29 protein-coding genes are annotated in these 25,611 nt (G+C 40.9%); all 29 read left to right on the forward strand.

Annotation, left to right across the window (positions count from 1 at the left end):
• The first annotated feature begins 1 nt into the window (after position 1).
• The 29 genes from BZG42_RS10185 to BZG42_RS03105 all read left to right on the forward strand — a co-directional run bounded on the left by BZG42_RS10185 (position 2) and on the right by BZG42_RS03105 (position 25,564).
• Positions 2–127: a hypothetical protein gene (locus BZG42_RS10185; RefSeq protein ID WP_265572930.1), complete on the forward strand. Its 126-nt coding sequence runs from the start codon at positions 2–4 to the stop codon at positions 125–127.
• A 226-nt stretch (positions 128–353) separates the two neighbouring features.
• On the forward strand, positions 354–743 hold the full coding sequence (locus tag BZG42_RS02970) for a DUF1433 domain-containing protein (RefSeq protein WP_155964647.1): 390 nt from the start codon (positions 354–356) through the stop codon (positions 741–743).
• Positions 744–1,502, forward strand: coding sequence for a lipase (locus BZG42_RS02975; RefSeq protein ID WP_155995684.1), 759 nt, complete (start codon positions 744–746; stop codon positions 1,500–1,502).
• Positions 1,462–1,854: a DUF1310 family protein gene (locus BZG42_RS02980; protein ID WP_155995687.1), complete on the forward strand. Its 393-nt coding sequence runs from the start codon at positions 1,462–1,464 to the stop codon at positions 1,852–1,854. The genes BZG42_RS02975 and BZG42_RS02980 overlap by 41 nt, the downstream gene beginning before the upstream one ends.
• A gap of 110 nt (positions 1,855–1,964) precedes the next feature.
• Entirely contained in the window at positions 1,965–2,357 is a 393-nt protein-coding gene (locus BZG42_RS02985) for a DUF1310 family protein (protein ID WP_155995689.1), read from the forward strand.
• A 3-nt stretch (positions 2,358–2,360) separates the two neighbouring features.
• Positions 2,361–4,781, forward strand: a complete 2,421-nt coding sequence (locus BZG42_RS02990) for an SA1320 family protein (protein WP_155995691.1) — start codon at positions 2,361–2,363, stop codon at positions 4,779–4,781.
• A 40-nt stretch (positions 4,782–4,821) separates the two neighbouring features.
• Complete coding sequence (locus BZG42_RS02995; protein WP_155995693.1) at positions 4,822–5,286, forward strand: type VII secretion EssA family protein; 465 nt, start codon at positions 4,822–4,824, stop codon at positions 5,284–5,286.
• Between the two features lie 4 nt (positions 5,287–5,290).
• Positions 5,291–5,533: a type VII secretion protein gene (locus tag BZG42_RS03000; RefSeq protein ID WP_120171813.1), complete on the forward strand. Its 243-nt coding sequence runs from the start codon at positions 5,291–5,293 to the stop codon at positions 5,531–5,533.
• Between the two features lie 16 nt (positions 5,534–5,549).
• Entirely contained in the window at positions 5,550–6,713 is a 1,164-nt protein-coding gene (gene essB, locus BZG42_RS03005; RefSeq protein WP_328706710.1) for a type VII secretion protein EssB, read from the forward strand.
• Positions 6,714–6,724: 11 nt separating this feature from the next.
• A complete protein-coding gene (gene essC, locus BZG42_RS03010) occupies positions 6,725–11,086 on the forward strand; it encodes a type VII secretion protein EssC (protein WP_155995695.1) in 4,362 nt (1,453 codons plus the stop codon).
• A gap of 12 nt (positions 11,087–11,098) precedes the next feature.
• Positions 11,099–11,506 carry a hypothetical protein gene (locus BZG42_RS03015; protein ID WP_178085292.1) on the forward strand — a complete coding sequence of 136 codons (408 nt, stop codon included), beginning with the start codon at positions 11,099–11,101 and terminating at the stop codon, positions 11,504–11,506.
• Positions 11,507–11,509: 3 nt separating this feature from the next.
• On the forward strand, positions 11,510–11,806 hold the full coding sequence (locus tag BZG42_RS03020; protein WP_155995697.1) for a WXG100 family type VII secretion target: 297 nt from the start codon (positions 11,510–11,512) through the stop codon (positions 11,804–11,806).
• Between the two features lie 3 nt (positions 11,807–11,809).
• On the forward strand, positions 11,810–12,499 hold the full coding sequence (locus tag BZG42_RS03025; RefSeq protein ID WP_155995699.1) for a DUF5081 family protein: 690 nt from the start codon (positions 11,810–11,812) through the stop codon (positions 12,497–12,499).
• Positions 12,499–12,897, forward strand: a complete 399-nt coding sequence (locus tag BZG42_RS10035) for a hypothetical protein (RefSeq protein WP_236563897.1) — start codon at positions 12,499–12,501, stop codon at positions 12,895–12,897. Before BZG42_RS03025 ends, BZG42_RS10035 begins: the two co-directional genes overlap by 1 nt.
• Complete coding sequence (locus tag BZG42_RS10235) at positions 12,897–14,621, forward strand: pre-toxin TG domain-containing protein (RefSeq protein ID WP_159780082.1); 1,725 nt, start codon at positions 12,897–12,899, stop codon at positions 14,619–14,621. Before BZG42_RS10035 ends, BZG42_RS10235 begins: the two co-directional genes overlap by 1 nt.
• 9 nt (positions 14,622–14,630) lie before the next feature.
• Entirely contained in the window at positions 14,631–15,065 is a 435-nt protein-coding gene (locus tag BZG42_RS03040; protein ID WP_155995703.1) for an SMI1/KNR4 family protein, read from the forward strand.
• A 114-nt stretch (positions 15,066–15,179) separates the two neighbouring features.
• A complete protein-coding gene (locus tag BZG42_RS03045) occupies positions 15,180–15,878 on the forward strand; it encodes a hypothetical protein (RefSeq protein ID WP_227985603.1) in 699 nt (232 codons plus the stop codon).
• Positions 15,875–16,282: a hypothetical protein gene (locus tag BZG42_RS03050; protein WP_156009207.1), complete on the forward strand. Its 408-nt coding sequence runs from the start codon at positions 15,875–15,877 to the stop codon at positions 16,280–16,282. The genes BZG42_RS03045 and BZG42_RS03050 overlap by 4 nt, the downstream gene beginning before the upstream one ends.
• A gap of 218 nt (positions 16,283–16,500) precedes the next feature.
• Entirely contained in the window at positions 16,501–16,707 is a 207-nt protein-coding gene (locus BZG42_RS10050) for a hypothetical protein (protein ID WP_227985601.1), read from the forward strand.
• On the forward strand, positions 16,707–18,566 hold the full coding sequence (locus BZG42_RS03060; protein ID WP_159780084.1) for a pre-toxin TG domain-containing protein: 1,860 nt from the start codon (positions 16,707–16,709) through the stop codon (positions 18,564–18,566). Before BZG42_RS10050 ends, BZG42_RS03060 begins: the two co-directional genes overlap by 1 nt.
• A gap of 17 nt (positions 18,567–18,583) precedes the next feature.
• Positions 18,584–18,964 carry an immunity 22 family protein gene (locus tag BZG42_RS03065; RefSeq protein WP_155965037.1) on the forward strand — a complete coding sequence of 127 codons (381 nt, stop codon included), beginning with the start codon at positions 18,584–18,586 and terminating at the stop codon, positions 18,962–18,964.
• 116 nt (positions 18,965–19,080) lie between these two features.
• Positions 19,081–19,989: a hypothetical protein gene (locus tag BZG42_RS03070; protein ID WP_155965036.1), complete on the forward strand. Its 909-nt coding sequence runs from the start codon at positions 19,081–19,083 to the stop codon at positions 19,987–19,989.
• A gap of 12 nt (positions 19,990–20,001) precedes the next feature.
• Positions 20,002–20,265, forward strand: a complete 264-nt coding sequence (locus BZG42_RS03075; RefSeq protein ID WP_155965035.1) for a hypothetical protein — start codon at positions 20,002–20,004, stop codon at positions 20,263–20,265.
• A gap of 108 nt (positions 20,266–20,373) precedes the next feature.
• Entirely contained in the window at positions 20,374–20,706 is a 333-nt protein-coding gene (locus BZG42_RS10055; RefSeq protein WP_227990290.1) for a hypothetical protein, read from the forward strand.
• A complete protein-coding gene (locus tag BZG42_RS03085; protein ID WP_159780086.1) occupies positions 20,706–22,487 on the forward strand; it encodes an HNH endonuclease in 1,782 nt (593 codons plus the stop codon). Before BZG42_RS10055 ends, BZG42_RS03085 begins: the two co-directional genes overlap by 1 nt.
• Positions 22,487–22,939 carry an SMI1/KNR4 family protein gene (locus BZG42_RS03090; RefSeq protein WP_155995705.1) on the forward strand — a complete coding sequence of 151 codons (453 nt, stop codon included), beginning with the start codon at positions 22,487–22,489 and terminating at the stop codon, positions 22,937–22,939. Before BZG42_RS03085 ends, BZG42_RS03090 begins: the two co-directional genes overlap by 1 nt.
• A 105-nt stretch (positions 22,940–23,044) precedes the next feature.
• Positions 23,045–24,412: a DNA/RNA non-specific endonuclease gene (locus BZG42_RS03095; protein WP_156009205.1), complete on the forward strand. Its 1,368-nt coding sequence runs from the start codon at positions 23,045–23,047 to the stop codon at positions 24,410–24,412.
• 6 nt (positions 24,413–24,418) lie between these two features.
• Positions 24,419–24,907 (forward strand): immunity protein YezG family protein, encoded by a 489-nt coding sequence (locus BZG42_RS03100; RefSeq protein ID WP_155964658.1) that lies wholly within the window; start codon positions 24,419–24,421, stop codon positions 24,905–24,907.
• A gap of 165 nt (positions 24,908–25,072) precedes the next feature.
• Positions 25,073–25,564 (forward strand): immunity protein YezG family protein, encoded by a 492-nt coding sequence (locus tag BZG42_RS03105; RefSeq protein WP_155964659.1) that lies wholly within the window; start codon positions 25,073–25,075, stop codon positions 25,562–25,564.
• The last annotated feature ends 47 nt before the right edge of the window (positions 25,565–25,611 follow it).

The raw sequence follows: 25,611 nt of genomic DNA on the forward strand, positions 1-25,611 counted from the left end.
TATGAAACGCCATTTCAGTCGTCTCTTTGTCCTGTGTCTTAGTGTTATCGTTATGGAGCCATCATTTGTCTTTGCCAATGATGGCTCTCTCCAAATTAGTGACTTATCCACTGGAGAATATTGTTGAAAGTGAGAAAGAACGAGTTCAGAATTTTTAAAGTTTATTTAATTCGAGGAGTAGCAGACGATGAAAACATGGCAAAAATAGCTAGTTGGTCTTTTATCTAGCCTTATCATTATGATTGGAATAGGAGTGATATACCAAATGAATCAAGAAAAGCAGTTGCGAGAAGAAATGATAAGGATTGTTGAAAGTGAAGAGGTATGGCGGTTGCTCTGATGGAGGTATGTTTATGAAAATCAAGCAGGTTTTAGCAAGTTTGTTTATCCTTATCGGGATGATGAGTTTATTAGGAGGGTGCAAAATGGATAATAAAGATAAAATAAATATTGTAAAGGAACAAGAGAGAATGGCTCTATTTCTCAAGAACAATTATGAAGATATTAGGAGGATTGAGTTTACAAGTTTTTCAAAAAATCAATCGACACAAACATGGACTTCTAATGCTATTGTTAATAGTCAAGTATATGTTTCTTTTTCAATTCAAAGATTGTCAGATGATTCAGATATAGGATTTGGTCAGCATATTAAAAAGAGTAATAATGTTAAATTACAAAAAAAAATAGTTTCAACAACTTCAGACGATATAACTGATATAGAATTGATTTATTGGGAGAAATAAATGAGCACAGATAAGTTATATACTTTTCTTTCAAATCAAGTTTATGAGGTTGATGCAGGAAAGAATTCAACCCCTTGGCGTGCAGGTGATGAATTAAGCTTTGCTGGGGGTGATTATAGAATAATTGATGCTAAAGACAACCCCACCAACGGCATGCAGGCTATGGCGGTAGCACCAGTTGATAGTGAGGGGCGAGTTGACTATACCAATATCACCATCGCCTATGCTGGAACGAATTTTGGCGATCCGAAGGATAGGCAGACGGACTTAAATAGTGTCATAATGGGGCAGAACCAATTTAAGGCACATTCTCATTTGCCAAACACAGCTAGTCAGATTGACACAGCTCTTGAGTTTGCACAGGAAGTGAGAAACGACTATCCCCAAGCAACGATTCAAGTAACAGGTCATTCTCTAGGAGGTTACTTGGGACAGATTGTTGCAATTAAGAACCAATGGTCTGCCACAATTTTTAATGGTCCAGATCCGTCAAATATGTTGACGGCAGAGGAGATAGCTTGGGCAAAAGCGAACACAGACATTTTGGTTAATTACCGTAATGACCGAGACTGGATTGGCAATACTGGTGGGGAATTGGCAGCGACTGTTCGTTATGTTGAACCTTATAAACAGGTTGGAGTTGTAGGAACAGTGGTAAATATCCTGACTCATCATGGTTTGGCGACTTGGCAATTTGATAAAATAGGAGTAACAGAAGATGAAAGCATGGCAAAAATGGCTAGTTGGTCTTTTATCTAGCCTCATCATTATTATCGGAATAGGAGTTGCATACAAAATGAATCAAGAAAAGCAGTTGCGAGAAGAAATGATAAGGATTGTTGAAAGTGAAGAGGTCAAGAAACTTTTTGAAGAAGAATTGAAATCTCTAGATACTAAAGCCTTGACAGAACAAGGAAAGATTAAATCTTATGAAGTAGATTATGATAGTTTTAATAAAAATCCAATGGGTGGATTTTCGGTGGAGTTAATATTAAATAATGATTATGAATTGAGTTATAGATTAGGGATAAATCGTCGTCAACGAAATGATGAACTATATATTTATAGCTGGATTAAATCAGATAAATTAGTTGAAATATTTGGAGATTAAATATGGCTCACAATGAAACATATACAGATTATCAACGTGAACAAATCGCAAGACAACAATATGAAGCGTATAGTGTAGGGAAGAAAGTTACAATCAAGGAGTAACAGAAGATGAAGACATGGCAAAAATGGTTAGTGGGAATTTTATCTAGCCTCACTATTATTATCGGAATAGGAGTTGCATACAAAATGAATCAAGAAAAGCAGTTGCGAGAAGAAATGATAAAAATTGTTGAAAGTGAAGAAGCCAAGAAACTTTTTGAGGAAGAACTGAGATACCTAGATTCTCAGGCCCTGACTGGACAAGGTAAAATCCACTCTTACGAAGTGGATTATGATAGTTTTAACAAAAACCCGATGGGTGGATTTTCTATTAATTTGTATATTAATCAAGATAAAGATATGCGATATACAATCGGTATAAATCGAGATAATCGGACTAAAGAGCTTTATAATTATGGAGGTGGGATTAGTTCGAAGCTTCAAGAATTACTTGGGAGATAAGAAATGACTACTTTTACAGACTATCAGAGACAAATGATTGCTGAGGCAGAATATAATAATTACCAGCATGGTGATGAGGTTGTGATTCCAAATCAAGATAATAGCAAAACAACCATAGGCTATGTTGCCGAAATTGAAAAAACAGGATCTGGATTTAAAGCTTATGTCATCACGGATATTAAACTACCAGAGCATCCTACTCAAAAAGATTTTGACAGAGTCAATCAAGTGACGATGCTGTACGAAGGCTCAACGGCTTCTTTCGAGTCGGTAGAAAAAGGTTGGGATACGTTCCTTGATTGGGTTATTAATGATCTGCCAATGGCCGCAAGAGTCACTGTTCCTGATTGGGTACCAACAAGGGGAACGGTTCAATTACGAAAAGCGGCTGAATTTACAAATGATAGCATGGAAAAGTATCGTCATGCCTATTTTGATTTCTATGGGCACTCTCTGGGTTCAATGAATACCCAGTATGGTGTCACCTCGGTTAATAATGAGCACCTCGACCGTATTTCTGGAGTGTATCTTTATAATGGACCAAATACTTATAGAGTTCTTAGTTCAGAACAAAGACTTAAAGAAAAAATTCTTCATAGTCGAATTTATAATTACATAGATCCGTTAGATATTGTTGGGATAGGGTATGACCAGAAAGAAGGGGCGGTTGGTCAGGTTTTTAAAGTAATGACCACTAAGAATCCTGAAGGTTTTATAAAGCAACATATGTGGGGTGGTTATACATATGACGACTATGGTAATATGGTTGATAAATATGGTTTGATTGTGAGTCAGAAAAATTATGTTGGTCAGGTAGATATTGATGGTGATGGCACAGCAGATATTCGGATTAGTACTGCTAATACTGAGCCACGCAACTTGTTTCTATCGAGTGGCTCGTTGTCGTCATTTGGTAGTGAGACCATCACGATAAACCCAGATAGTTTACGCATGCTATCAAGCAATTTGAACATGCTATGCTTGACTGAAATTCCGATGCTGATTAACTTGTGTCGCTTGTGTCAAGAAAAAAATGCGAAAATTCAAGGTGATTTTGAGACTCGGAAGCAAAAAGTTGAAGAAAGTATTGTCCAACGGTTTAAGGAAACTCGGTTGACAGATGTCTTTTATCAGCTCCACGATTCCCTCGGGCAAGCTATTTCCAAGAAGCATATTTTTGATAACCTGGCTTCAATCAATCCAATCAGCTATAGTTCTGTTCCAAGTTCAGCCTGTCTTGCTTCAGGGGCTTACCTTGATATCAGTCCCTATAATAGTTTGATTACCACCCTCAAAACACAAAGTGGTAGCCTTTATCAACATAGTCAAGCAGAGCAGATTGGGACATCCAGTTCAGGGCTCTCGATTAACCCGACGCCATCTGCTCTCAAGTGTTCAGAAATTTTGGAACAGACTGCCAAGCACTTGAAAGAACAGGCTGAAAAAATCTTTGAAGGAAGAGGGTTGCGAGAAGGTAAGAAAGATGGGATTAGCGAAGCATTGACAGAAGTTCTGGCTGTTGAAGAGAGTAACTTATCACAACTGAATGCCAGTATTAGTAATGCTGCTCAACTAAGCTCGAGCTTAGCCAATCATTTCCAACAAATGGATGAGTGGTTGAGTGGACAGATTACCAGCGGCGGTAATATCGATTATTTAGCCCCATCAACTGTTCCGAGTAGCTACAAAGCCTATCTAGAAGAATCTAACATCTTTGATGATGTTAAGGATGTCCTACAGGCTTTTGATACTCAAGTTGAGCAAAATAGCGACAATTATGCAAGAATTGTAGGGACTGCATTCTCTGAAGCTTTTCGCTCAGTTCAAAGATCCCTAGAAGATTGGCGGTCGAGTATTGGCGTTTTTAACAGTACGGTGGAATTAATAAAAGATTCTTTCACTACTAATATCTATGTTGAAAGTTCCGAAAAAGTAAAGGATAAAATTGTCACAAAACAAATCTATTGGGGAACTCTATCTGAAGTATACGGTTCTCATATCACCACCAATATTAATGAAGCGAGAAGAGTGTTCAAGTCCCTACCTGACAAACTTGAAATTGCCCTTGAAATTTCCAGAACAGCATCTGCGGATATGCAGCACTTACTCCCTGCTTTAACAGCTATTATTGAAGAAGGGGTTTATACAGCTTTTGATTTAGATGAGATTGTTGCTAGCCAAAAAGCGGTCCAGAGTATTACTGACCGTATTATTAGAGAACTATCGTTTGCGGTTAGCACAATTTCAAGTCAAATGACCGGGCAGGCGGCTGGCACTTTGGTACGCCACCTAAGTAAAATCCAGCAGTTGATGACTTACTTTAATCGTTTAGTGGGTGATTGTTTTGGTAACCAAAGTCAAGCAGGTGATTCGCTTCCTGTCGGGATCATTAGTCCAGCGGCTAAGAATTTTAGTCTAAACTAATGGACGAATTACCTAGTCATATATTAGGGGAGTATTAATTATGAAACGCCATTTCAGTCGTCTCTTTGTCCTGTGGCTTAGTGTTATCGTTATGGAGCCATCATTTGTCTTTGCCAATGATGGCTCTCTCCAGATTAACACGGATATTAATCAGGGGAAAGAGACCAAAGAAGTTTATTACATTGAGCAGGAGACAGAACTCTCTAAGCTCTTTAATGCAGAAACTACAGCATTAATTGCTCATAAACAAGAACTTACTTTAAGTGAGGAAAAAAGTCTTAAAGAGGGCATTTTTCTTGAGGATTTGCCCTCAAATAATTGGTCAACGGATTATAGGGAATTGTTATTTAACCCTGAAACAGAGCTTGCGGTGTCAAGTGATTATGGTGTGCAGTTGACTGAGAAAAAGCCAGGTATTTCCTGGCAGATGTTAGCTTTATTTGGTTTGGGCATTGTGGTCATGAGCTGGTCGCTTGTTCAAACCAGACGACAGAAAGGAAACTAATCAAATGTCATCTTATGTCAATATCAGTCTGGACTTATCTCTTGTTGGTTGTCCTTTGCTGGATTTAAGAGTGCCGACAACGATGGCCCTACAGGAATTATTACAGACGGTATCGGAGTCCTATGGCCTGGGCTTGGTTTTTAACAACCCTCTGGCTCGCCAAGGAAAGAAGGGGCAAGTCTTGTCACGTTTTCAAGAGTTAACGGACTTAAGAGACGGTGACCTGCTTGTGATTGAAACATTATAGAATAAGGAGAAGAGGCGTGACAACAGTTATGAGAGAATTGCTTTTAGAAGAGGTTAAAGGGAATCAATCAGTGGCTTTCCAACTCTTGGAAGCTAAACAGCCCTTGTTTGTCAATCAGAAAGTAGCGATTGATGGCGAGAACCTCCAATTGGAATTGGTTCAGCCTGATGGGTGCTATGCCTGGGATAGGCTTGTTGATTTGACACGAGAAGAGCAGCTACGCCATTTTATCAATCTTGGTCAGGTGTTTGAACTTCTTAACCAAACCGTTTACACCTATGATTTCCACCCGAGTAAGGTCCTCTTTACCCTGAATGCTCTGCCGCTTTTAGTAGAGCGAGGGGTTAAAGGTCAAGTACCGCCTTATGAGGCACTGACGGTTGAAGAGTTTTTAACACGCTATCAGGCCATGATGGTGTCTGTATTGGACAAGAAGACCAGCTATGATACCTTAATCAATGGTAAGCTACCTTTTTACCGTGGCAATCTTTTCTGTGAGCAACTGGTGAAGGCAGACTCTTTAGTTGACGTCAGCACATTACTTCAAGCCGAGTATCAGACTGAGAAAGAGAAAAATAAGCAGACCATGACCGTGGTTACCAAGAGTCGCCTGGCTCGTTTGAAAGCAACTAGTATCTTAGCTAGTTTGGGGGCGGTGTTATTGGCGGCAGGTCTAGGCTATGTTCTCTTGTCTTCTCTACCAAAACAAGAGATGATTAGTCAAACCCGTTTAGCCTTTATTCAAAAAGATTATTCCAAAGTGATTACAACCGTTAAATCTGCGGATAGCAAGGCACTTAGTCAGGACGATAAGTACATCGTTGCCTTGTCGGTTATCATGACAGAGCCGTTGACGGAAATGCAACGTCAGGAGCTTAGTAAAATTTCAACGCAGTCAAACGAGGACTACCTTCGTTATTGGATTTTGATTGGTCAGTCTAAGATTGATGAGGCCATTGATATCGCTAGTTTCCTGGATGACCCCCAATTGCTCATGTATAGCATGACCAAGAAAATCGATGATATTCAACGCGATCCTGATTTAAGAGCAGAAGAGCGGACCAGTCAATTAAACACTTATAAAACCAAGCTGGATGAGTTGAAGAAAACCTACCTGACACCAGAAGAAACAGCTGGTGCTGCAAGTGAAAAGACTCCTGCTTCAAGCACTCAGGAATAAGGAGGTGGGCCATGTTATATGTCATTACTGAACACATTGCTTACCCCTTGTTTCCTGGCAGACCCTATGAGTTGAGTGAACTATTAAAGCATCACTTGCCCTTCTCCCAATCAGCAACTATCGAGGTGCTTGACGATGGGTTTCGTTTGGATGAGGAGACCTATTCACATGGTGTGCACCCGTTCAAATTGGATTCAGGGAAGCTGGTAACGGTGGTTTCATTTGCGGGGCGTCAGAGTGTTTACTTGCCAGATGGGATGCTTTACCTATCGTCCGATTACCATGCGACGATTCAAGTGTCGCTCCCGTCGCTGGAAGTTGTTCTCAGACCTCAGGCAGACGAGTGGCAGCTTGTTGCCAACCAAGCCTTTTATCACAATGGCCAGTTGGTGGCGGATAAAGCTTCACTCCAAGACCATGACACTGTTCTCTTTGCCTCAGGCTTATTCCTTTCGGTGATTAATGACCGCTTGGAGTTTGCGGCTGTGGGGGATTATCAGACGAACTTGTTGCCAGCAGAGTTGTCAGAACGAGATGATCGAGGGAAGGATTTCCATCGCTCTCCTCGAATTATTTTAAGAGAACCAGAGAACAAAATTTCAGTAGCGGCTGTTCCCACCCAATCGGAAGATACCAAGCAATCGCTGGTGAAGCTCTTGTTGACCCCAATCGCCATGATTGTATTCACAGGCTTAACAGCCTACTTTTCTAAAAGCGGCGGTATGGTTATCATGATGATGGGGATGTCGGTGATTACCATCGGGACCTCGATTCACTCTTATTTTGCAGATAAGAAGAAACACCGTGAAACGGAAGAGCAGAAGATTTCAGATTACCTGACTTATCTGGATGGTAAATACGAGGAGTTGGCCAGTAGTAAGGCAGAACAAGAAACCGCTCTGCTTTACCATTACCCAGCGACAACCGATTTGCTTGAGATGGCAGCGGCCATTGACCGCCGTATCTATGAGAAGACCCCTTATCACTTTGATTTTTTGACCTACCGTTTGGGGCTCGGTCAAATCAAGGCGAGCTTTAGCATTGATTACTCTGACTCAGAGATGACCAAGCACAATGAGGAGGCCAATCAAAAGGTTCAGGAACTCTTGGCTTACTATCGTCATTTGGACCAAATGCCTCTTCAAAACCAGCTTGGGTCGCCAATTGGCTATATTGGTTCTCGCCGAGTGGTGATTGAGCAAGTGCAACAACTCATGATGCAGGTGGCGACCTTCCAGAGCTACCACGATGTTCAGTTTGTGCCAATCTTCCGTGAGGAAGAGTTGCCACTTTGGAATTGGAGCCGTTGGTTACCGCACACCCAGTTGAAAGTGTTTAACAGCCGTGGGTTTGTCTACAGCCAGCGGACACGTGACCAGCTCTTGACTTCGCTCTACCAAATCATCAAGGAGAGAAAACTGGACAGTGAGCAGGAAAAATCCAGTGAGAAGCAGTATGCCCCACGCTATGTTCTTTTGATTACCGATTTGAGTCTGATGCTTGATCACAACATCATGGAGTACATCAATGAAGACCTGTCTCATTTGGGCATTCACTATGTCTTTGTGGAAGAGGTGATTGAGAGCTTGCCTGAACATGTGAAGACAGTTGTGGACTACCGTGGGGATAAGAAGGCAACCCTGATTTTGCAGGAGGATACCTACCTCAATCAGACTTTTGTGCCACTCCCAGTGATTTCTCTTGAGGATAAGGAAACCTTTGCCAGAAACATGGCAGGGATTACCCATGTTCAGACCATGCGGAACTCTATCCCTGATAGCATCACCTTCCTTGAAATGTATGGAGTGAGCAAGGTTGAGGAGCTAGACCTCTTGACTCGCTGGAAGGAAAATGAGACCTATCAGACCATGTCGGTGCCTCTTGGTGTTCGTGGTCGTGATGATATCCTTTACCTCAACCTGCACGAGAAGGCACATGGCCCTCACGGGTTGATTGCAGGGACGACGGGTTCTGGTAAGTCAGAGTTGGTGCAGTCCTATATTCTGTCTCTGGCAGTTAATTACCACCCTTACGAAGTGGCTTTCTTGCTCATTGACTACAAGGGTGGTGGGATGGCTAACCTCTTTGCCAAACTTCCTCACGTTGTGGGAACCATTACCAACTTGGATGGCAACCAGGCCAACCGAGCCCTGGTGTCTATCAAGGCCGAACTTAAGAAGCGTCAGCGTATTTTCCAAGAAAACAATGTCAACCACATCAACCAGTACACCAAACTCTTCAAGGAAGGCAAGGTGTCTGAACCTCTGCCGCATCTGCTCATCATTAGCGATGAGTTCGCAGAGCTCAAGGCCAACCAGCCAGACTTCATGGATGAATTGGTGTCAACGGCCCGTATCGGCCGTTCGTTGGGGGTTAAGTTAATCCTTGCGACTCAAAAGCCGAGTGGTGTGGTTAATGACCAGATTTGGTCTAACTCTAAGTTCAAGATTGCTCTTAAGGTGCAGGATGTGGCGGACTCTCGTGAGGTCATCAAGACGCCTGATGCGGCTGAGATTACCCAAACTGGTCGGGCCTACCTGCAAGTGGGTAACAATGAAATCTACGAGCTCTTCCAGTCAGCCTGGTCTGGTGCGGATTACAACCCAGACGGCAAGGCTGGTGTTCAGCGTGAGACGACGGTTTATGACATCACCGATAGCGGTCAGTATCGGGCCATTAACAAGGACCTGAGTGGTCTGTCCAAGCAGAAGGATGTCAAGAGCTTGCCGACGGAGCTAGATGCCATTGTGGAACAAGCTCATGAGATTTTTGAGAACCTCCATATTCCTAAGGTTGCTAGTCCTTGGTTACCACCTTTGGCTGACCGAGTCTTATCACAAGACTTGCAGGAAACGGACTTTAGCACCTACTGGCAAGAGTCATCTGGGCTTAAGCCTCTCTTGGTGGGTTATCAAGATATTCCAGAGAAACAGGAACAGTCGCCTCTCTACTTTGACATGGAACAGACAGGTCATATCCTCCTCGTTTCTAGCCCAGGCTTTGGTAAATCGACCTTCCTTCAGACCTTGGCTGTTGATGCCATGCGTAAGCACAGTCCAGGAGAAGTTCATTTCTACCTTTACGACTTCGGAACGAGTGGTTTGATTTCCCTGTCCGATTTCCCTCATGTGGCGGATTACTTCGCCTTGGATGAGACGGAGAAAATCCTCAAATCCATGCGTCGCCTCAAGCAGATGGTCAAGGAGCGTAAGAAGGCCTTGTCCAAGCTTAAGGCCACCAACCTTCGCCAGTACAACCAGCTGTCTGAGACCAGTTTTCCAACCCTATTTGTCATGATTGATGGGTTTGATAGTGTTATGGATGCCCCATTTGCGGATGCCTTCTACGATGTGCTTAACGTCATCGCTCGTGACGGGGCGTCACTTGGCATTTATCTGGTGACGACCTTATCTCGCCTCAATGCCATGCGTCTCCAGCTCCAGTCCAACTTTAAGACCAAAATTTCCCTCTTCTTGTTTGACAATAGTGACCTGTCAGGTGTTGTCGGTCGTTCCAACATTCCTCTGGATGAAATCAAGGGTCGGGCCATTACCAAGCTGGATGAGATTGTCCAGTTCCAAGTAACCCTGCCTTACACTAGTGAAGCCCATGCGGACTACATCATTGAGGTGGGCAATGAGGTTGAAGCTATGAGGACGGCCTACACAGGTGAGTTGCCAAGTGGTATTCCGATGTTGCCTGAGAAAGTGAAGGCAGAAGCCATTGATTTGTCAGCCAAGGACTTTGTCTTTGGTTTGGATAGGGAGTGGGTTCAGCCGGCAGGGTTTAGCTTTGAGAAACCTGTTTTGATGGCATCGGATAGTCCAATTTTTGTGAACAATTACTATAAGATTTTAGACTTTCATCTCAAACGACTTGAGGGTCAATACAATGCGGTGATTTTAGATTCTAGTCAGCGTATTGGTACAGGCTTATTTGCAGGTGTCCAACGCTTTGATAAATCCTTGGAAGTTGAAAATGTGATGAAGACCATTCTTGAGGATTTGAATAAGAGAATGACTGAACCTAGTCAATCTTATGCTAAGTGGTTACTCATTATCCCTGATGTAGCGGAATTAGCTAGAGTGTCTAATATAAGTGAGGCTGATTTTAAGCTTTTAATCTCAGAAGGTGCGACCTATGGCGTGGTTCCTGTTTTTGTAGGTACAGTTCAAGACTTGGTTAACAATACTTATGACAATTACGTTAAGATGATTGTCCACTTGGTGGGGCAAGTGTTCTTAGGTCAACGGATTAGTGATCAGAACCATACTCGTTACCCTTACATTAACAATGAACCGTCACTGAAATCAAATCAAGGCTATTTACTTTACCCAGATGGCTATGAATTTGTCCAGTTGCTGGAAGTATAGAAAGGAAAATCTATGTCTATTTTTGGTTGGTTTGGTGGTGGAACACCTACAGAACAAAAAAGAGACCAGTATCAACGCCTTTATAATAAGCTGTTGTCCTTATCACAAGACTTTGATAACAAAGAGAAACAGTTAAGTCAGCGTGTTGATACTTACTTATCGAATCGCCCTAATATGGAAGCGAGCTATATCCCAGAGGATGTTTTTTCAGATAGTGAATCAACTGCGAGGTCTAAGGTTGTGCTTCTTAAATCACATCAGACGAGTGATGGGGCCAAATTAGCTGAGGCGGTGTCGGCGGCTTACAGTAGGTATCAGTATTACCATCGTTTAGCGATTCAGGAAGCTGAGGAGCGTAGACGAGAAGTAGAGCGTCGCCGTCGTGAGGCTAAAGAAGCAGCGAAAAAGAATCGGGGGTAATTCATGGCAGAATTAAAAATAACTTATGCGGAACTCGAAACAGCTTTGCAATTATCTAAAGATATCAATAAAGAGCTAGCTTCTTCGTATCAAACGGTTGGCGAACTGCGCTCTTATTTGGAAAGTGCTGCGTGGAGTGGGCAAACGAAAAATGCCTTTATGACTTTTTTGAACCTTATCTATCAGTATCACAGTGATTTGATTGGTATCATGAAAGAACATGAAACAGCGGTAACGAGTTTGAAGCAATCCATTGATGACTATAACAGTTCATCGGAAGTTGCCTCAATTAGGGGGTAGGCTATGGCACGAACAGATTATTTTTCAATCCATGAGCTTTATTACCTTATTGGAGCTTTTGACGGTGATACCTTGCTTGGTCTGCCAGGGTTAGAAGAGCTTTCTCTACCGTCAGAAGCTGTTTGGGAGTTTGCCCATGAGTCCTTAAAGGCTAAAGGCCTTGTTGGAGACGATGATGCCTTAACTAAGGCTGGATTTGTGGTTGTGGAAACCTTGAAGGATTATTGCACAGGTTATTCTCTAACTGTTATTAATAATGCCTATGTCATGCTTACAGGTCATCAAGGGGAATCGGTTATGTTGCTTGATGGCCAAGAAGGGTATCAGTTATTGCGGATAGGCCCACTTGCTCGGTTAGCTTTCTTTCAAGAAAAATTACCGTCTCTTTTACTGAGAGAGCCTCAGGCGGATGAAGGTGATTTCTTAACCAAGGAAGAGGTTCTCTCTCCAGAAATCGAGGAGGCACTAGCTGGTGATGACACTGTTGTTATCCAGCACTATCCGCTTCGTCAGATGCTTGAGTCAAAGCATCGGGATGATTTGGTCGTGTCTTGGTTATTCCGAGAGATTGATGGGCAGTTGTATGGGGTTGAAACGTCTAAACAAGTGTTACAACGGTTTAGCCAATACTATTTTCTAGAACGGTGCTACACTTGGTTAGGAATTCCCTTTAGAGAGGAGGATTTTGCCTGATGGGTAAGGAATCAATTCATCATGATGGCGGTGGTGCATCCAGTCAACAGATTGTTATGAATGTTGATGAGATGCATGAGATTATGCGTTATCTGACTACTATAGAGCTATCCTTTCAACAGCATCTGGCTCCGAAACTCCAAGCCTTGTCCCAGACTAAATACTATGAGGGCGGGGAGGCCTCTAAGGCGATGGAGCATTACGCTAAGATGCTTAACAAGGTCAATGAGGTTGGTGATTTATACAGTCGAGCCAATGGTGAGGTTTTCTACCTGATGAACCAATGGCTGGAACAAGATGAGGTTCTGGCACAGAACTTCCGAGATAGTTTGCAGGGCGGTAGTCCCTTGGCTGATAATTTGAGGCAGTTGTTCCCACCAGAGGAAGGAGGAAGCTAATGACTAAAAATGTTGAGCTTCATCTTCACAAGTGGAGCAAAATGAAGGGTGCTTTAGGCTCTGTTACTGAGACTGGCTCCGGTGGTGGTTTTAGTGGTGGCAGTTACAGCAGCTGGGGCGGTCCAGCTATGTCCTCCTATAGTGGTATTGGCGGTAGTGGTAGTCAGGGCTTTGCGAATCGGATCAAGTCCCTGGTTGAGATTACGGAGAAGGCCAAACGGGCCATCAATGAGCTGGATGTGGATGGGGCTATTGGCAACCTTCACTTTCATGATGACCATGTGACGGCGATTACCTTACAGTCCAAACTGACCGCTCTAGAAACCTATGCGGGCAAGGTGCAACAGTACTTGAAGGATAAAATTGACCAGCCTTTCTATGAAAAGTTGGACAAGGTTGGGGATCGGCTAGAGGCCTTGAACATCAGCGACTACAAGACTAGTAACCAGATTGGGTTTAAGAAAACTGAGGTCATCTATAGCGAAGCTGGCCAGTACATGGGTACTCGGGAAGTCTTGGCCAAAGAAGTTGGCCTCAAGGAACTTTATCAGGTTGACAACCCTTATAAGAAACGGCTTCAAGCCATGTATGACTCTTATAAGTCTAGCGATGACTACAAAGAGAGCAAGCTGACCGAGGAGGATTACCTCTTTGCCAGTCATCAGACTAGAGCCTTTACTTATCATTCCCTTAATGATGAGAAGGCGGCTTTTGAGGGGAAACGAGACCTTCTTTTAGCGGCTGGTGTTGTTATTTTGAGCATTTTCTGTCCTCCTGCAGGAGCTGTGGCAGGTGTTGCCTTAGCGGCAGCGGATATGTACTCAGCGGCCTCTGGCAAGGACTGGATGACTGGTCGTGAGCTTGATGATGGTGAGCGTCTAATGCGTGGAGCCTTTGCCTTGTTTGACCTTGTGCCAGGTGTTGGCTACCTCAATGACCTGGCCAAGACAGGTAAGGTGGCAGGTATGGCTGGTATCAAGGCAAGCCTTAAAACCAGCTTCAAGGAAGGCATGGAGCAGGCGGCTAAGAATATTGATAACTTCAAGACTGTGCTCAAGAATGTCGATGACTTTGGGAAGCGGGTTGTCACTAAAATTGATGATTTTGGGAAACAGGCGGCAGATTTACTTCGTTCTGTTCGAGATGATGCCTACCAGTTGGCTGATGGTATATTTAATCCTGACTTCGGTAAACATAATGCCACAGTCATTATGCCAAGTTCACAGATTGATGAGGGATTGGAAGCCAGTAAGCGGTTTACGTTGAATGGTGGGGGAGTTTCCCAAAATTTATCTAAGTATAAATCTTTTGATGAGAATCTTATGGCAGATTACCTAAAGGATATTGAATCCTGGACTAGTCGAAATATCCCAAGTAATCAACTTGAAGAATTGGATAATGCATTAAAAAGTAATGAATATTCAAAACTTTCTCCCGTTGAAACGTCTAAGCATAGAGCGAAATTTAATGAAGTTAAAGATAATTTAATTTCAGAATGGGAGCAATATACTGGACAAGAGTGGCCAACATATACAGAAGATGTGTTAGGTAAGAATGGAAAGATTGTGCGTCGTGCAGGTGACAAATATGATGCTCACCATATTATAGAAAACTCATTTGGTGGCCAACATGAATGGTGGAATATACATCCTGCTAAGTTTCCAAATGAGCATCAAGCAGGTATTCATGGCGGAGATTCAATTTCTAGGAATTTGTTTAAATAGGAGGAATACATGAAATTTAGTAATATAAAAAATAATAAGAATAATCAGTTTTATCAGTTGAACACTCAAGAAATTATCTCATCTGAGAGTGAGCTGGGAATTTTATTTCCAGAGGATTTAAAATTATTCTATGAAAAAATAGGATATGGTTTTATTGGAAGCAATATTGGCAATATTAATCGTATTATGGATCCACAATCTGTTCGGGATTTTCGATATAAAGAAAATGATTTTGAATTCTATCAAGATATTGATATATACGATGAGTTCGCACAAGATAAGTTAGTCTTTTTTGAAGCTAATGAATCAACATTGTTATCAATCGGATTTTTAGATTATAATATGGGAAAAATTTATTATTATGACAAAGAGATTGCTCACAGTTTAATTGATTTTCTTGATAAGATTTCTGTCAATGAAAAATATTATTTCAATATGTATTAGTATTTTTGTAGTTTTAATTGGCAGAGCTTGTTTTTCAGCTCTGCTATTTTTCTAAAGTAAGAGCACTATCTTGCCTTAAAAATTGATGATTTTGGGAAACAACTTGACAATTTAGTGACTAATAAGGTATCATCACTAGCTGACAATGTTGCTGGTAAACTTCGTCATGCGGATGAGACAATCAGTACTGCTGCACAGAATTTCCGCCTTAACATTGGTTTAGAGCCACAATTGATTGATGGCTTTATGCCAACTCCACCTCCAGGGAAATTGTCTGGGCTAGCGGATAACATCCAAGCCTTTGCCAAGAATTTGGATGGCAGTGTGGATGAGGTGGTAATACCAGAGAGTATATTATCAACGAAAGTCCGCTTTGACGAGAGTTTAATAATAGATTATGCAGAAAATATGAGCAAAAAGTATACAGAAATAGATATAAATAGATTGACAGAGTTAACTACTCATAACTCTGATTCTAAAACAGCATTGTTAGGCTATTATGAATTCGAAAGTGTTAATTCATATGAACAGATAGCTTATGCTAATAAATTAACGTATTTTGATGCAGGTTCTAATGGGTGGAGTGCTATGGCGGATGTGGATCCTAGTTTAGCTTATAAAGTCAATGATGAATTTTTAATTAAACAAATTCAAAATAGTAAAGATTTTGTATTGATTTCTGATCCATATAAGGCAAGGCTAATAGCAGATACCACTGGTAGGGGAATATCATATGCAAATGAAATAGATATTCTGATAAACAATGGATATAGGATCGAGACGTTTGGAAATTATTGGAGGGCTATTAAATGACAGAGTTATATTTACCGATAGAAGATAGTTTGGGTTATAAAATCGTGAGAGAGGCTTTATTGAATGTTTTCTATAAAGATTTGGATAACATTGAAATAATTAGAGGAGAATATGAAAATTTTGGATTTAAATTTTCATATAAAAATTACGACACTATCATGTGGCTTGCCTCAACTCGTAAAAATGTACCGTTTGAATATGGAGAAGGTGGGAATTTTACCATTTCTGTACCTAATCCTAAGTATCCAAGTGAATCTTTTTTAGAAACTATCTATTTTCATAATCTATTGACAGATAGGCATCTAAGAGACCAAGTAAAGTATGCATTTGGTAAAAATAAAGGGACAATAGAGAATGCATTATTGATTTTTAAAAATTATGTAGATGTGAATAATATCAGTTGAAAAATAAACCTCTTGTAAACATTATAAAGATTATCTGATTTATCAAATAATCGTTCCTGATTACCTAAACTGTAGTTGTAGCTAATAAATCCTGTTTCTAGCTCTGCTATTTTCCCAAAATAACTACCATAGAACTCTCCTTCCACCATCATCTGGCACCGAAGCTCCAAGCCTTGTCCCAGACTAAATACTATGAGGGCGGGGAGGCTTCTAAGGCGATGGCCCACTACGCTAAGATGCTTAACAAGGTCAATGAGGTTGGTGATTTATACAGTCGAGCCAATGGTGAGGTTTTCTACCTGATGAACCAATGGCTGGAACAAGATGAGGTTCTGGCACAGAACTTCCGAGATAGTTTGCAGGGCGGTGGTCCCTTGGCTGATAATTTGAGGCAGTTGTTCCCACCAGAGGAAGGAGGAAGCTAATGACTAAAAATGTTGAGCTTCATCTTCACAAGTGGAGCAAAATGAAGGGTGCTTTAGGCTCTGTTACTGAGACTGGCTCCGGTGGTGGTTTTAGTGGTAGCAGTTACAGCAGCTGGGGCGGTCCAGCTATGTCCTCCTATAGTGGTATTGGCGGTAGTGGTAGTCAGGGCTTTGCGAATCGGATCAAGTCCCTGGTTGAGATTACGGAGAAGGCCAAACGGGCCATCAATGAGCTGGATGTGGATGGGACTATTGGCAACCTTCACTTTCATGATGACCATGTGACGGCGATTACCTTACAGTCCAAACTGACCGCTCTAGAAACCTATGCGGGCAAGGTGCAAGAGTATCTGAAGGATAAGATTGACCAGCCTTTCTATGAAAAGTTGGACAAGGTTGGGGATCGGCTAGAGGCCTTGAACATCAGCGACTACAAGACTAGTAACCAGATTGGGTTTAAGAAAACTGAGGTCATCTATAGTGATGCTGGCCAGTACATGGGCACTCGGGAAGTCTTGGCTAAAGAAGTTGGTCTCAAGGAACTTTATCAGGTTGACAATCCCTATAAGAAACGGCTTCAGGCCATGTATGACTCCTATAAGTCTAGCGATGACTATAAAGAGAGCAAGCTGAGCGAGGAAGATTACCTCTTTGCCAGTCATCAGACTAGAGCCTTTACTTATCATTCCCTCAATGATGAGAAGGCAGCTTTTGAGGGGAAACGAGACCTTGTTTTAGCTGCTGGTGTTGTCATTTTGAGCATTTTCTTTCCTCCTGCAGGAGCTGTGGCAGGCGTTGCCTTAGCGGCATCGGACATGTACTCAGCTGCCTCTGGCAAGGACTGGATGACTGGTCGTGAGCTTGATGATAGTGAACGGCTGATGCGAGGAGCTTTTGCCTTGTTTGACCTTGTGCCAGGTGTTGGTTACCTCAACGACCTGGCTAAGACAGGTAAGGTGGCAGGTTTTGCTGGCATCAAGGCAAGCCTTAAAACCAGCTTCAAGGAAGGCATGGAGCAGGCGGCGAAGAATGTGGATAATTTCAAGGTTGTTCTTAAGAACGTGGATGACTTTGGCAAGAAGGTTGTGACTAAAATCGATGATTTTGGGAAACAACTTGACAATTTAGTGGTTAATAAGGTATCATCACTAGCTGATAACGTTGCTGGTAAACTTCGTCATGCGGATGAGACAATCAGTACTGCTGCACAGAATTTCCGCCTCAACATTGGTTTAGAACCACAACTGATTGATGGTGTCATTCCACCCTCATCACCAGGGAAGTTGTCCAGCTTGGCGGATAATCTTCAAACTTTTGCAAAGAGTTTGGATGGTAGTGTGGATGAGGTGGTGGAATTTGGTGGTAGAGGTTCGGAAAAGTTAAAGAGCAGTTCATTAGTAGATGAACTACTAAAGAAATTAGATACATTGACTGCTCAAGATATTCCGACTGTTAAATCTGGAAATTTTGAAGAATTTTTTAATAGATTAACTGAAGAACAATTAGAAACGATTTGGCAAGATAAACATCTAAGAAGGAAGATTGAACGCCAGCTTAGATCTCCAGGTGGAATGCACGAGTGGCATTTGGTTTCTCGTGCTCCTCAATTTAAAAGATGGGGAGTTCAAGCAGAAGAAATTCGAAATTTAAGAACTGTAATATCAGAAGTAAAATTTATTAATCCAGCAGGAGTACATGGTGGATTAGGTTCGACAACTGCTCATAATGAATTATTGAGCATAATTGATAGTTCGTTAGATTATGATACTTTTATTAGGAGACTTAATAATTGGGCACATTATCGTTTGCAAGGTGGTATTGAAAAGCTCCCTAAAGGATTACAATTTACATTCAAATAGAAAGATGAGTAGATGATATGGAAACAGATAACACAGTATCCATTTGGATTGGTAATTTTAACTCTAAGAGTGACTTTGCAGATTATTTTGATTTGAAATATGATGATGATGGAGAGGTCAGGCCTTCAGAATTTTTTGAATCATATATCATTGATATTGATGATATTGATGATTATTTAATTGAAAGAGAAGTATTTGATGTTAGTTATTCAGATTTATTTAACATGTTGAGTGGTGCTTCGTATGAAAATAGAATTATTAATAATTTGAAGAGTTTGTCTGTTGGACCAGAAATTCCACCGAGTAATACAATAATATTGATTTATAATTACAGTTACTTAGGGAATGTTAGCTCAACATTAAAGTCACAGTTTTTAGGAACAGTGACTTACAAATAATGTGACCGGTAAGGACTGGGGAACAGGTCGATAATTATGGTAAGCAATTCACAACATTTGGTCTTGATTTAGTAGATGAATCAGTCCTAGGATTATCCAAGGCTGCTCAAGAAGGTTTGGAGAGAGCAAAGGCTTTTTCGTTAAATCTTCCTACGATTGGTGTTGTCGAAGATGCGATGACAGGTCAGCGCATGATGATGGCTGATGTTGTGGAAACAACAGTTGGAGATACTCATTTTGGTAGTAAGTTTCTCAACTCAGCTGAAGATATCGTAAGAAATATAGAATCTGAAAGTTTGATTCGGCTGAAGAATAGAGAATTTTCTATTCCAGAAATAATTAATAATTCTGACGATTATAAGCAGTTTATTTCAAAACTTGCAGAAACTAAATACTTATCATTAGAAGAGCAAGTCGAACAGCTTCAAAAGGCTTTTCAAAAAGTTATTGATAAGACAGATATTAATGTCCCAATAGATGCTAAGTATGTCAAAAAAGTTATGCCTGAAGGATGGGTGGATTATCATTGGCCTGATAAAATGGGGTTTCAAGAGGGAACTATTCAAGGTATTACGAAGCAGACTGGTTTACCAGAAAGGTGGGATAGATTTGGTTCAATGTACGGTGCTAATTTTTCTGATATTCCAGAAAGTGGAGTTTATACTTATAGCCAGCGTTCAATACCATATGTAGAGAATCAGTCAGCTTACCATAGTGGTGTGTTCAATAAATCAAGTTATTTTGATAAGATTGATGCTATTGCTGATGGAAATTTAGAAAAATTGAATTTAGTTCTAGAATCAGAGGGACTGGGCTCTTTAACTGATTTTGAATTTAATGATTATATATCCAATTATAAAAGGAATATAAAGAATATTCAGTCTGCATTGGGAGGCGATATAGAATACTACAAGTATGGTGTTCATGGAAAAGCTGCTCCATGGGAAGAATTAGTTGGAGGGGCTGAACAGATAGTTCCGCCACTTAATGGGATGGATATGATCAATTTAGGGATTATTAATTAGAAAGGATTGGATATGGATATTTCAATAGAAGTATTGCAAAAACAGCTTCCAATAGAGAGAAAGCTTTGTATTGGCGATAGTAATTTGCCACTTGCCTTGGGTTATAAATTCGATGAAATCAATCAAATTTGGTATATATATGAAAATGATGAAAAAGGTAAACAGATGATTCGATATAATAGTAAATCAGAGGAGGAGATTGTAGATATCTTTTATCAATTGGTTCAACTAGAGATAAAAAAATTTAAGAAGTATCTAGAGTGGAATAAGAAATAGTAGTTTCCAGAGACTCATATTTCTCCATTAGAATAAATTAAGGCTAGTGATTAGGATAGATACAAGTATTCTTTGGTTATCTGAAATCAGTTACGAAGGTAGCAGAGCTTGTTTTCAGCTCTGCTATTTTCCCAAAAGGTCATCCTAGAACTCTCCTTCCACCAGCATCTGGCACCGAAGCTCCAAGCCTTGTCCCAGACTAAATACTATGAGGGCGGGGAGGCTTCTAAGGCGATGGCCCACTACGCTAAGATGCTTAACAAGGTCAATGAGGTTGGTGATTTATACAGTCGAGCCAATGGTGAGGTTTTCTACCTGATGAACCAATGGCTGGAACAAGATGAGGTTCTGGCACAGAACTTCCGAGATAGTTTGCAGGGCGGTGGTCCCTTGGCTGATAATTTGAGGCAGTTGTTCCCACCAGAGGAAGGAGGAAGCTAATGACTAAAAATGTTGAGCTTCATCTTCACAAGTGGAGCAAAATGAAGGGTGCTTTAGGCTCTGTTACTGAGACTGGCTCCGGTGGTGGTTTTAGTGGTAGCAGTTACAGCAGCTGGGGCGGTCCAGCTATGTCCTCCTATAGTGGTATTGGCGGTAGTGGTAGTCAGGGCTTTGCGAATCGGATCAAGTCCCTGGTTGAGATTACGGAGAAGGCCAAACGGGCCATCAATGAGCTGGATGTGGATGGGACTATTGGCAACCTTCACTTTCATGATGACCATGTGACGGCGATTACCTTACAGTCCAAACTGACCGCTCTAGAAACCTATGCGGGCAAGGTGCAAGAGTATCTGAAGGATAAGATTGACCAGCCTTTCTATGAAAAGTTGGACAAGGTTGGGGATCGGCTAGAGGCCTTGAACATCAGCGACTACAAGACTAGTAACCAGATTGGGTTTAAGAAAACTGAGGTCATCTATAGTGATGCTGGCCAGTACATGGGCACTCGGGAAGTCTTGGCTAAAGAAGTTGGTCTCAAGGAACTTTATCAGGTTGACAATCCCTATAAGAAACGGCTTCAGGCCATGTATGACTCCTATAAGTCTAGCGATGACTATAAAGAGAGCAAGCTGACCGAAGAGGATTACCTCTTTGCCAGTCATCAGACCCGAGCTTTTACTTATCATTCGCTCAATGATGAGAAGGCGGCTTTTGAGGGGAAACGAGACCTTCTTTTAGCGGCTGGTGTTGTTATTTTGAGCATTTTCTGTCCTCCTGCAGGAGCTGTGGCAGGTGTTGCCTTAGCGGCAGCGGATATGTATTCAGCTGCTTCAGGTAAGGACTGGATGACTGGTCGTGAGCTTGATGATGGTGAGCGCTTGATGCGGGGAGCCTTTGCCTTGTTTGACCTTGTGCCAGGTGTTGGCTACCTCAATGACCTGGCCAAGACAGGTAAGGTGGCAGGTATGGCTGGTATCAAGGCAAGCCTTAAAACCAGCTTCAAGGAAGGCATGGAGCAGGCGGCTAAGAATATTGATAACTTCAAGACTGTGCTCAAGAATGTCGATGACTTTGGCAAGAAGGTTGTGACTAAAATCGATGATTTTGGGAAACAACTTGACAATTTAGTGGTTAATAAGGTATCATCACTAGCTGATAACGTTGCTGGTAAACTTCGTCATGCGGATGAGACAATCAGTACTGCTGCACAGAATTTCCGCCTTAACATTGGTTTAGAGCCACAATTGATTGATGGCTTTATGCCAACTCCACCTCCAGGGAAATTGTCTGGGCTAGCGGATAACATCCAAGCCTTTGCCAAGAATTTGGATGGCAGTGTGGATGAGGTGGTGGAGAGTGGAGGTAAACTGAGAGATAATATACTGCCGCTAGATTTATCAGATACAGGTATTTTGAATATTAAGCCTAAAAACTCTCCAGCACCACAAAAATGGTTGGATAAAGGTGGAAAAATTGAAATAGATTATAGTAAGCTTCCGCCTGAGTGGATTTACACGGACTGGGAAGGTAATATTATTAAATATACAGATGGCTTTCCTGATTTTAAAGGTGGAATTCCTCCTCAAGTTAAAAAGGAATTTATTCTAGAAGATGGTTTTGAAACCAGAGCTAAAGATTTTTCTAAGGCGGGTAAATCTGGCCCAGAGAATACATGGCATCATCATCAAGATGGAAAAACTTTACAATTGGTTGATAGAAAAATTCATAGACGCTTTACCCATCGCGGAGGTATTTCTATCAAGAGAAATGGAGGAAAATAATGAGTTTACAAATTGAAAAATTTGGACATGCTAAAATTGAGGATATTCATGAGTTAGAAAAGGGATTTAATATTGTTTTACCAAAAGACTATAAGCAATTTTTATTAGATTTTAATGGAGGTGAAACAATAGATTATGAATTAAACAAGATTAGTATTCCACATAGTGATGGTGAAATAAATTTAGATTTGTTATTCGGAGTTCGACCTGATGAACAAGGAACGGATATCGGAAAATGGACAGAAGAGTATATTGATGATATTTTGGAACATTCTCTCATTATAGGAGATACAGTCCAGCATGGCTTTATAATTATTTGGATTAGTGGAGATGAAAACGAGGGTGTATATTATTATGACGATACGTATACTTTAGCGTCGTCATCTGATGGAGGTAACACCTATTATCTTGCACCAACATTTACTGAATTTTTAGCATTATTGACGCCGTAGCTTATTCGGTAGTACTTAGTATGTGATAAGCAGAGCTTGTCTTTAGCTCTGCTATTTTCCCGTAAAAATAGGACCTAGGTCATCTATAGCGAAGCTGGCCAGTACATGGGTACTCGGGAAGTCTTGGCCAAAGAAGTTGGTCTCAAGGAACTTTATCAGGTTGACAATCCCTATAAGAAACGGCTTCAGGCCATGTATGAGGCCTATAAGTCTAGCGATGATTATAAAGAGAGCAAGTTGAGTGAGGAGGATTACCTCTTTGCCAGTCATCAGACTAGAGCCTTTACTTATCATTCCCTCAATGATGAGAAGGCAGCTTTTGAGGGGAAACGAGACCTTGTTTTAGCTGCTGGTGTTGTCATTTTGAGCATTTTCTTTCCTCCTGCAGGAGCTGTGGCAGGTGTTGCCTTAGCGGCAGCGGATATGTACTCAGCTGCCTCTGGCAAGGACTGGATGACTGGTCGTGAGCTTGATGATGGTGAGCGTCTGATGCGGGGAGCCTTTGCCTTGTTTGATTTGATACCAGGTGTTGGTTATTTGAATGACCTAGCCAAGACAGGTAAGGTGGCAGGTTTTGCAGGCATCAAGGCAAGCCTTAAAACCAGCTTCAAGGAAGGCATGGAGCAGGCGGCTAAGAATGTCGATAACTTCAAAGTTGTGCTCAAGAATGTGGATGACTTTGGGAAGAAGGTTGTGACTAAAATCGATGATTTTGGGAAACAACTTGACAATTTAGTGACTAATAAGGTATCATCACTAGCTGACAATGTTGCTGGTAAACTTCGTCATGCGGATGAGACAATCAGCACTGCAGCACAGAATTTCCGCCTTAATATTGGTTTAGAACCACAATTGATTGATGGCTTCATGCCAACTCCGCCTCCAGGGAAGTTGTCTGGACTAGCGGATAACATCCAAGCCTTTGCCAAGAATTTGGATGGCAGTGTGGATGAGGTGATGGAAAGTGGTGCTAAGACCAAAGTACCATATGGGGAGCATATTGTAAAAGGTAAATATGGTAAGAAACAACTTTTACCAGACATTCAGTATGTAAGTGAGCAGGGGTACAAATATACAACGGATTCATTAGGACGGATTGTATCGGTTGAAGCAGATGAACTTATATTAGATAGAGCTTCTCGAAATCTATATAGTCAGCGGACTATTGGTGGTGCAGACAGGCTAGCAGACGATGATGGAGGGCACTTAATTGCCTCGATGTTTAAAGGCTCTGGTGATATCGATAACTTAGTCGCCATGCATAAAGATATAAATCGTAGTGGTGGAGTATGGTTCGATATGGAGCAAGAATGGAAGAAAGCACTAAGTGAAGTTCCACCGAAAAAGGTGTCTGTTAATATTGAACCAATATACGCAAATGGTGGACTGAGACCTACTGAATTTAAGGTAAGATACTATATTGAAGGGAATGACCCTATGGTAAGGAGAATTATAAATCAACCAGGAGGCTAAAGTACAATGAGTAGTACAGAACAAAAGATTCAAGAAAAAATAATTGAAATTTTAAAGAGTGTTGACCAAACCATTCCAGTAGATTGGACAGAAGTTTATATAAATATTGAGATGTCTGAGGACGGTGGTGGTGTCTTTTTTGATTTTAAACCTAAAAATTCATCGTCATTTCACTATAGTGTTCTAATTCCTGAAGATTTTAATGTAGATAATAAATACGTTGAAAAATTATTGGATGAACAATTTGAGTTGGGATATGAATTATGGAAAATATTTAATGATAATGACTTGCCAGCTTGGTCTTCAGTAGTTATTTCGTATGTAAATCAGAAATTGAGTACAAACTTTGATTACGCTTCATGGGGGACTTCTGAATTTAGTCCTACGGATAGACGGAATTTTTATAAATATAAATATTTAAAAGTTCCCCCTAGAAGTACTCAGGAAAAAGAACTGTTTAATGAAATGGAACAGTTTCAAAAAGAGAACAATTGATAATCTAAAACTTAGAGTGGAAGCTCCCCCTAAAAAGGTGTCTGTTAATATTGAACCTGTTTATGGTTCAAGTTCAGTTAGACCAGATAGTTTCAATATCAGGTATAGAATTGAAGGCGAGCCTATTAGAATCCGTCAGGTTAATAATAAAGCAGGAGGTTAACTATGTTTGAAAATGAATTAAACCAGTTAATAAAGAAAATGGTTGAAGTTACAAATGCAATGATACCAATTAATTGGAAGGATTTATACATTTATACTGAATTACAAGATGGTGAAGGAGAAACGTTATTCTATTATAATAGTTCAGAGGAGGAAGAGAAATATAAATACTCTCATGATATTCCAGAGGAATATAACATTTCATTTTCAGAGTATATGAATGGGTTTAATGAGTTAATGTCTACTTCACGAGAAATACATAACCTGTTAGATAAGAATGGTCAAGAAAAATGGGTATGTATGACAATTATTGTACATAATCAATCAACATTAAAAGTTGAATTTGATTATGCAGATTGGCTAAATAGTTCTTATACATCCAATCAAAGATTAAAATATTTTCAATATACACATCTTGGGAAAATCCCTCAAAATGAATTAGAAATAAAATTGTTTGAAGAGATGGAAGAATTTCAGAAAAAAAATAACAGTTAAAATTCTATTTCTAGAGGAAGGAGGTATGGTAGCCTATAGATTTGATA

This window comes from Streptococcus sp. DAT741, from assembly GCF_009866825.1.
Classification (GTDB): domain Bacteria; phylum Bacillota; class Bacilli; order Lactobacillales; family Streptococcaceae; genus Streptococcus; species Streptococcus ruminantium.

Coding starts and splice junctions, on each gene's coding strand:
- BZG42_RS10185 (WP_265572930.1), top strand. CDS start 2: ATGAAACGCCATTTCAGTCGTCTCTTTGTCCTGTGTCTTAGTGTTATC.
- BZG42_RS02970 (WP_155964647.1), top strand. CDS start 354: ATGAAAATCAAGCAGGTTTTAGCAAGTTTGTTTATCCTTATCGGGATG.
- BZG42_RS02975 (WP_155995684.1), top strand. CDS start 744: ATGAGCACAGATAAGTTATATACTTTTCTTTCAAATCAAGTTTATGAG.
- BZG42_RS02980 (WP_155995687.1), top strand. CDS start 1,462: ATGAAAGCATGGCAAAAATGGCTAGTTGGTCTTTTATCTAGCCTCATC.
- BZG42_RS02985 (WP_155995689.1), top strand. CDS start 1,965: ATGAAGACATGGCAAAAATGGTTAGTGGGAATTTTATCTAGCCTCACT.
- BZG42_RS02990 (WP_155995691.1), top strand. CDS start 2,361: ATGACTACTTTTACAGACTATCAGAGACAAATGATTGCTGAGGCAGAA.
- BZG42_RS02995 (WP_155995693.1), top strand. CDS start 4,822: ATGAAACGCCATTTCAGTCGTCTCTTTGTCCTGTGGCTTAGTGTTATC.
- BZG42_RS03000 (WP_120171813.1), top strand. CDS start 5,291: ATGTCATCTTATGTCAATATCAGTCTGGACTTATCTCTTGTTGGTTGT.
- essC (WP_155995695.1), top strand. CDS start 6,725: ATGTTATATGTCATTACTGAACACATTGCTTACCCCTTGTTTCCTGGC.
- BZG42_RS03015 (WP_178085292.1), top strand. CDS start 11,099: ATGTCTATTTTTGGTTGGTTTGGTGGTGGAACACCTACAGAACAAAAA.
- BZG42_RS03020 (WP_155995697.1), top strand. CDS start 11,510: ATGGCAGAATTAAAAATAACTTATGCGGAACTCGAAACAGCTTTGCAA.
- BZG42_RS03025 (WP_155995699.1), top strand. CDS start 11,810: ATGGCACGAACAGATTATTTTTCAATCCATGAGCTTTATTACCTTATT.
- BZG42_RS10035 (WP_236563897.1), top strand. CDS start 12,499: ATGGGTAAGGAATCAATTCATCATGATGGCGGTGGTGCATCCAGTCAA.
- BZG42_RS10235 (WP_159780082.1), top strand. CDS start 12,897: ATGACTAAAAATGTTGAGCTTCATCTTCACAAGTGGAGCAAAATGAAG.
- BZG42_RS03040 (WP_155995703.1), top strand. CDS start 14,631: ATGAAATTTAGTAATATAAAAAATAATAAGAATAATCAGTTTTATCAG.
- BZG42_RS03050 (WP_156009207.1), top strand. CDS start 15,875: ATGACAGAGTTATATTTACCGATAGAAGATAGTTTGGGTTATAAAATC.
- BZG42_RS10050 (WP_227985601.1), top strand. CDS start 16,501: ATGGCCCACTACGCTAAGATGCTTAACAAGGTCAATGAGGTTGGTGAT.
- BZG42_RS03060 (WP_159780084.1), top strand. CDS start 16,707: ATGACTAAAAATGTTGAGCTTCATCTTCACAAGTGGAGCAAAATGAAG.
- BZG42_RS03065 (WP_155965037.1), top strand. CDS start 18,584: ATGGAAACAGATAACACAGTATCCATTTGGATTGGTAATTTTAACTCT.
- BZG42_RS03075 (WP_155965035.1), top strand. CDS start 20,002: ATGGATATTTCAATAGAAGTATTGCAAAAACAGCTTCCAATAGAGAGA.
- BZG42_RS03085 (WP_159780086.1), top strand. CDS start 20,706: ATGACTAAAAATGTTGAGCTTCATCTTCACAAGTGGAGCAAAATGAAG.
- BZG42_RS03090 (WP_155995705.1), top strand. CDS start 22,487: ATGAGTTTACAAATTGAAAAATTTGGACATGCTAAAATTGAGGATATT.
- BZG42_RS03095 (WP_156009205.1), top strand. CDS start 23,045: ATGGGTACTCGGGAAGTCTTGGCCAAAGAAGTTGGTCTCAAGGAACTT.
- BZG42_RS03100 (WP_155964658.1), top strand. CDS start 24,419: ATGAGTAGTACAGAACAAAAGATTCAAGAAAAAATAATTGAAATTTTA.
- BZG42_RS03105 (WP_155964659.1), top strand. CDS start 25,073: ATGTTTGAAAATGAATTAAACCAGTTAATAAAGAAAATGGTTGAAGTT.